This window comes from Butyrivibrio sp. (assembly GCF_024699075.1).
In genome coordinates this window covers 1-5,469 of sequence record NZ_JAILQF010000302.1, presented here as the reverse complement: position 1 = coordinate 5,469, position 5,469 = coordinate 1, and the positions used below count along the sequence as shown (strand labels likewise).

The following is a 5,469-nucleotide window of genomic DNA, read 5'->3' as shown; positions in this document are numbered from 1 at the left end:
AAAGGAAAATCTGCAATATTTGTCTGGAGCCATTCAAAGACTCTCCAGAATAAGGCAACTTCCCTTCACGGATATGTATACTCTTTTGATGAAAACAATACACTTACTAAACAGATCAGGCAATTAAAAAATAAGGGCCGTAACTAAGTTACAGGCCCTTATATCCGCAATCTGTCTTTTCCGGTCCATCGACGCCGGATTCGTAGTGCGCTCTGAATTCCATATTGATCTGGCGAATTTCTTTTTTCCCATCAATATAGTCCTGGTACATATCCGCAAGCCCGGACATGCAGCCATCGCATGAACCGCTGATATTGCCAATAGATTCAGCAACTATCTGCTCGCGTTCTTCTCTTGTAGTATCTTTAATTAATATTGATCTGCACATATTTTTACAAGCTCCTTAGTAATCATACCAGTCAGAACTGATACTATGTGAATGATAACTGTTATACGATCCGTTTCCGCCATATTCGTGATTTTTATTAGATGTTATTGAGAAAAGAATAATAATAGACAATATTAACACAATTAACAGTTCAAAAAATTTTAATATATTTTTAGAATCATCATCTAGCTTAGGGAAGCCCCAAATACTATATTCGTCAGATGAATCATCTTCGTCATACTCATCTATATAATCTTTTTTCTCATAATAATTTGATGAACCATTCAAAAAATCCATACTATCGTCAGCAAAATCAGTTGATGAGCCATGAAGAAGGTCGTAATCTTTATTTCTTTTAGCATCTTCATCAGTGCTTCCTTTTAAAAGGTCGTTGATATAATCATATTCTCTTCTGGAAGAACTACCATTTGAAAGCACACTATACGAATTGTATACTCCGGATGAACTCATCCTTTGGCTTGAATGTGTTTCAGATGAGTCATAATGAGTATCTGCGGCATTATCAGCAGTACCATCCTCTTCATCAGATGATCCGTTAAGAGCGTCTATGCTATTGTCAATTGCGTATCTTTTATCAGATGATCCATCAGAGGCGTCTATTCTATTATCAATTACATCTCTTTTATCAGATGATCCATTAAAAGCATCTATACTATTTTTATTGACATTTGCTTCAGCAGCTGATTCTTTAATGGCGTCTATTGTATTGTCAATTACGCCTGTATCATCAGTTGTTCCTCTAAGGATATTTATACTATTGTCAATGTCATCTGTTTCGTTAAAATGATAAGCCGTACTTTTTGGACCATAAGAATCGTTTATATCATCGCTATTTACAGAATTAGTTTTTTTAACCAAGTTATCCAGGAAATCTATGTCGTCGTCATCGTCCTGACTATTATCTTCGTTGGCGGTCTTATTCAAATACTCAGTGCCTGCATCAACAATATCTGATATAAGATTTCGGAAAATAGATCTATTTTCTTCTTGAAAGTTATCACTATAATCTGACAGTATATCAACAGCATCTTTACATTTATCATCTAGCTGATCTAACCCGGCTTTAAGATCTTCTTCATTTAATTTGAAATTCTTGATATCTCCAAAGACGGCATCGGAGATAGAAAGTTCTACATTAGGTGGAAATTCGGATTCATCGTTATTCTTATCATTCTCAGAATCTATCTCATTTTTACCATAGGTTAACGAATCTGAATAATCTTTCGCAACAGAATAGTCTTTCGTATCTGAATAGTCTTTCGCAACTGAATCGTCTTTCGCATCTGAATTATTTTTTCTATCAGAATCGTCTTTCGCTTCTGAATTATCCTGACTTTCAAAATTATTCATTGCGTTAGACCAATAAGATGATTCCTGCTTTCCGGATTTTGAATCAGTTCCTGATAATTCAGCTGATCCTGAATTTTCAGATTTTGAATCAGCTTCAGTTATTTCAGCGGGTTCAGGTTTGGAGATATTTACAGAAGCTTGATAATCTAATGATGCTTTATAATCCAAAGACACCTGAATCTGCGCTTTTGCTTCGTCAAGCCTTCTTTGAAGATCGTCATCATCTTTATTTTTCGGATTCTTAAGATATGCCTGAACATATTCGTAAATCGTTTCTACAGCAAGTGCTTCATCTGGTCCCTGGTATTTGATAACTTTGGTACCATCGTATTCGTTCCTGTAAACAACAAAATCACCAGACCAATAATCCTTGTAAATACCATAAGCATCAGCACCGATATGATCAGAACCTATAAAGAAATTTGAATTGTAAGGATTTATATCCATCTGTCTGCAATAATCATTTAACTCATCGACAGTTACAGGCCCCTTACTGCCTGTATTATCCCTCATACTCATCTAAAACTTTTCCTCTTTCCATGGCGATATTTCTTTTCCCCGCGCCATAATGTCCATATTATAAAACATTTTAGATGATGAATAAATAGGATATTTGCAAACTTATAAGCTTCTATTTTGATTGTTTTTTATCTCATATATCTCCTACATCAAATTTTCTTAATATAGAAATCGCAGCGATCTGCGCCTTTGCCTATCGTCCCGTTTCTCTTAAAGACAACGCCCGGCATCTTGCCGTAGACTCTCTCGTCATTTTCACAAAATATCTTAGTGATTTCAGGGCAACCCAGCTCCGAAAGATAGTTGTAATACGGACATGATATGATATCCATCCTGTATTCACCCTTTTTCTTTTGGTAAAAAACATTCTTAAATCCGCAGCTTGCCCCGAACATCTTTTTGGTGATCGGATCCCAAAGCTTTACAAAAAGCCCCGGCATACCGGGAACCTTCATCAGCTTTGAAAGCATAAGATATGGTGAGATACAGCATGATATAGCATAATCTTCAACAATCCCAAAAGCAACATTCTCCCCATATTTCTCCTTTACAGTAAGATATACCGCTGCAAAAGGAAATATTCTATTAGTATGATCCTGTACACCTTTAGGAAGCTCTCCATAACTGTCTATGATAGACTTAAGCCTGTCAATTGAAGCCTGCCACATTGCATTACTCTCATCGTTTGACATATGCTCTTCCATTAGAATTTTGATTAGCTTGTGCTTTTCCATCAGCTCGGTTGCTGTTTTCATAATAAAGCCTCCATTAGATCAATATTTTTTGCAAAAAATGTTATAGCCTAGCCTCGATTTTCCTGAGCTCATTGCAAAAAGCCTCATCATTATGATCCGAAACATGATAGAGGAATTCGCTAAAAGGCATGATCTTCACATCATTAACCTCATAAGGATCGAATTTGAAACCATCCTTTGGGACTTCCACCCTGCACATGAACACTGACAAAATGACGCCAGTTCCATCATCCCAGTCGGTAATAGATTCAAAAGCAAACTTCATATCTTCAGGAGCGACTGTAATATCAAGCTCTTCCTTAACCTCACGACATGCCGAAATTACTGGTTCCTCACCTGAACTCACAGCGCCTCCCGTTATATCCCACTTGCCCGCATAGTACCTGGCTTTAAGTGACCTCTGCTGCACAACATACATCCCCTCGCCCGTGCCAGGTGCAGGACTATCAGAAGTCTTCATGATAATAAGCGCATGCCTGTAATATTCACCCGGCTTTTTGGAATCGTGCTTAGGCCTTGTGATACCAGTAAACTTGCCGTCTCTTGTATAAATGTCGATATATTCCATTGTCTCTTCCTTTTTTGGTAAAAAATTTTTGCGTTGATATATAAAGTATACCTTCACTTTGAAAAGATTCAAGAATACAGTAAAGAGAATACCTGCAACATCAAATCTGATATTAAATCATCAAAGATTTAAAAAGATTCAAAAATAAAGTAAACAAGCAACTGCAATAGTAGATTTATATCATTTGCGGATAAGAGGTTTTGACACATCACTTCTTATCCGCAAATATCGTTCCAGTACTTTTAAAATTCTTCCATACTACGGATAAGCGACAATGAATCACAACCTCTTATCCGCAAATATTGTTCCAGTACTTTTAAAATTCTTCTGTACTACGGATAAGCGACAATGAATCACAGCGCCTTATCCGTAAACCAGAAGAACCCACAAGATTCAAAAACAAGATTTACGGATAATAGACTTTGACACATTATCTCTTATCCGTAAATCAGAAGATTCCACAAGTTTTAAAAGCAAGATTTGCGGATAATAGGCTTTGACACACTTACTCTTATCCGTAAACCATTTGAAAACAAAGGATTTCCTACAATGTTTTATTCGTCCCATACCTCGATTAATATAAAAATACCCGCAGCCTCCGGTGAAGCCAAAGCCACCTTAGCTGCAGGTATTTTTATTCTAATGATCTCGTTACATCCTACGTGAAGCAAAGGCCACTCGGACTACTTGATCATTCTGTATGAAAGACAATCTACCGGATATTCCTCCGCATTTATATTCACAATATATTTGCTGTAAAAATCCTTTCCTTGTCTTATCTTGACTTAATAATAACAGAGCATATGTCACAGAAGTGTCACACAAAAAGTAATGATTTCTTGAACATAAATAACAAAAACGCGCATTTACTGCGTGTTTCGTGATTCAGTGAATCGGTTGGTAATAGAGCCTTCACCGAAAGTGAACTCAAATGGCTCTATTACTAAATTCTTGAACTTTATGTTCAAGAATTTATACCTATTCATCCATTGAAAACCCACATTTTACGAATCGGAATGCTACGACGAATCACCTTGTTTAGATCAATATCAGATTCCTCACCATTTATACGTGAAAAAACATTACCTATGAGCGAACCTGTGATTTTTCTTGTAGATCCATTGTCATAAAAAATCACAAGATTAAATGAACCAACATCTGTAGCATATGGATCTGTTTCATAAATATTCTCGATAAGCTGGAAGAGATATTCAACTTTACTTTTATCAATACTTATATGTTTTTCTCTACAATATCCTTTTTCTTCATTGTACTGCTTATAATTCCTGGCAGAAAAGCTCACTTCACCAGAAGCTTCAATCTTTAGATACTGTTCAACCTCAGTATTGTCATCTGGTGCCAGGCCAAAACAAATATTGTTAGATGTTAAGTGTACGAACTTTATTTTAGTAATATCATCAGACATAACTTATCCCCTTGTATTTCGAATCTAGAATTCATAATTTAATCAACAATTTTGCAGAAACAGATACTAATTTCTCAATCATACAAAATCTTGTGAGCGCAAACCATACTCATAAAAGTACTATAGTTATCACCTAAATACTCCCTACTCTTCCAGCATCCCCAGATATCTCTCAATCTGCATAAATACTTCATCCAGGCTGAAATACTCGGCTTTCCTTACAGTGAGCTTGCCTTCAACAAATACAAGGATCGCGGGTGCACTGTAAATGCCATGCTCCTCTGCTATAATCGGGAACTCCTCGATATCAATATACCTACTCTTAACGCTCTTATGATCTGCACTCCACAAGTCTATCCTCTGCTTTATGGACTTACATGGAGCACAGGTCACAGCACCAAATTGAAGTATCATAACAACAGAATCATTTATAAGAGCATCT

General features: G+C 36.4%; 6 protein-coding genes. All 6 read right to left on the bottom strand.

Annotation, left to right across the window (positions count from 1 at the left end):
- Positions 1 to 148: 148 nt before the first annotated feature.
- Complete coding sequence (locus tag K6G87_RS12120) at positions 149 to 388, bottom strand: purine biosynthesis protein PurH (RefSeq protein WP_296837581.1); 240 nt, start codon at positions 386 to 388, stop codon at positions 149 to 151.
- A gap of 15 nt (positions 389 to 403) precedes the next feature.
- The gene (locus K6G87_RS12115) at positions 404 to 2,278 is read right to left on the bottom strand and encodes a hypothetical protein (protein ID WP_296837578.1); all 1,875 of its coding nucleotides are present in this window, start codon (positions 2,276 to 2,278) and stop codon (positions 404 to 406) included.
- A 149-nt stretch (positions 2,279 to 2,427) separates the two neighbouring features.
- Positions 2,428 to 3,033: an L-2-amino-thiazoline-4-carboxylic acid hydrolase gene (locus K6G87_RS12110; RefSeq protein ID WP_296837576.1), complete on the bottom strand. Its 606-nt coding sequence runs from the start codon at positions 3,031 to 3,033 to the stop codon at positions 2,428 to 2,430.
- 40 nt (positions 3,034 to 3,073) lie between these two features.
- Positions 3,074 to 3,601, bottom strand: a complete 528-nt coding sequence (locus K6G87_RS12105; protein ID WP_296837573.1) for an NUDIX domain-containing protein — start codon at positions 3,599 to 3,601, stop codon at positions 3,074 to 3,076.
- A 982-nt stretch (positions 3,602 to 4,583) separates the two neighbouring features.
- Positions 4,584 to 5,027, bottom strand: a complete 444-nt coding sequence (locus K6G87_RS12100; protein ID WP_296837571.1) for a hypothetical protein — start codon at positions 5,025 to 5,027, stop codon at positions 4,584 to 4,586.
- A 144-nt stretch (positions 5,028 to 5,171) separates the two neighbouring features.
- On the bottom strand, positions 5,172 to 5,469 hold a 298-nt coding region (locus K6G87_RS12095), incomplete at its 5' end, for a thioredoxin family protein (RefSeq protein ID WP_296837568.1).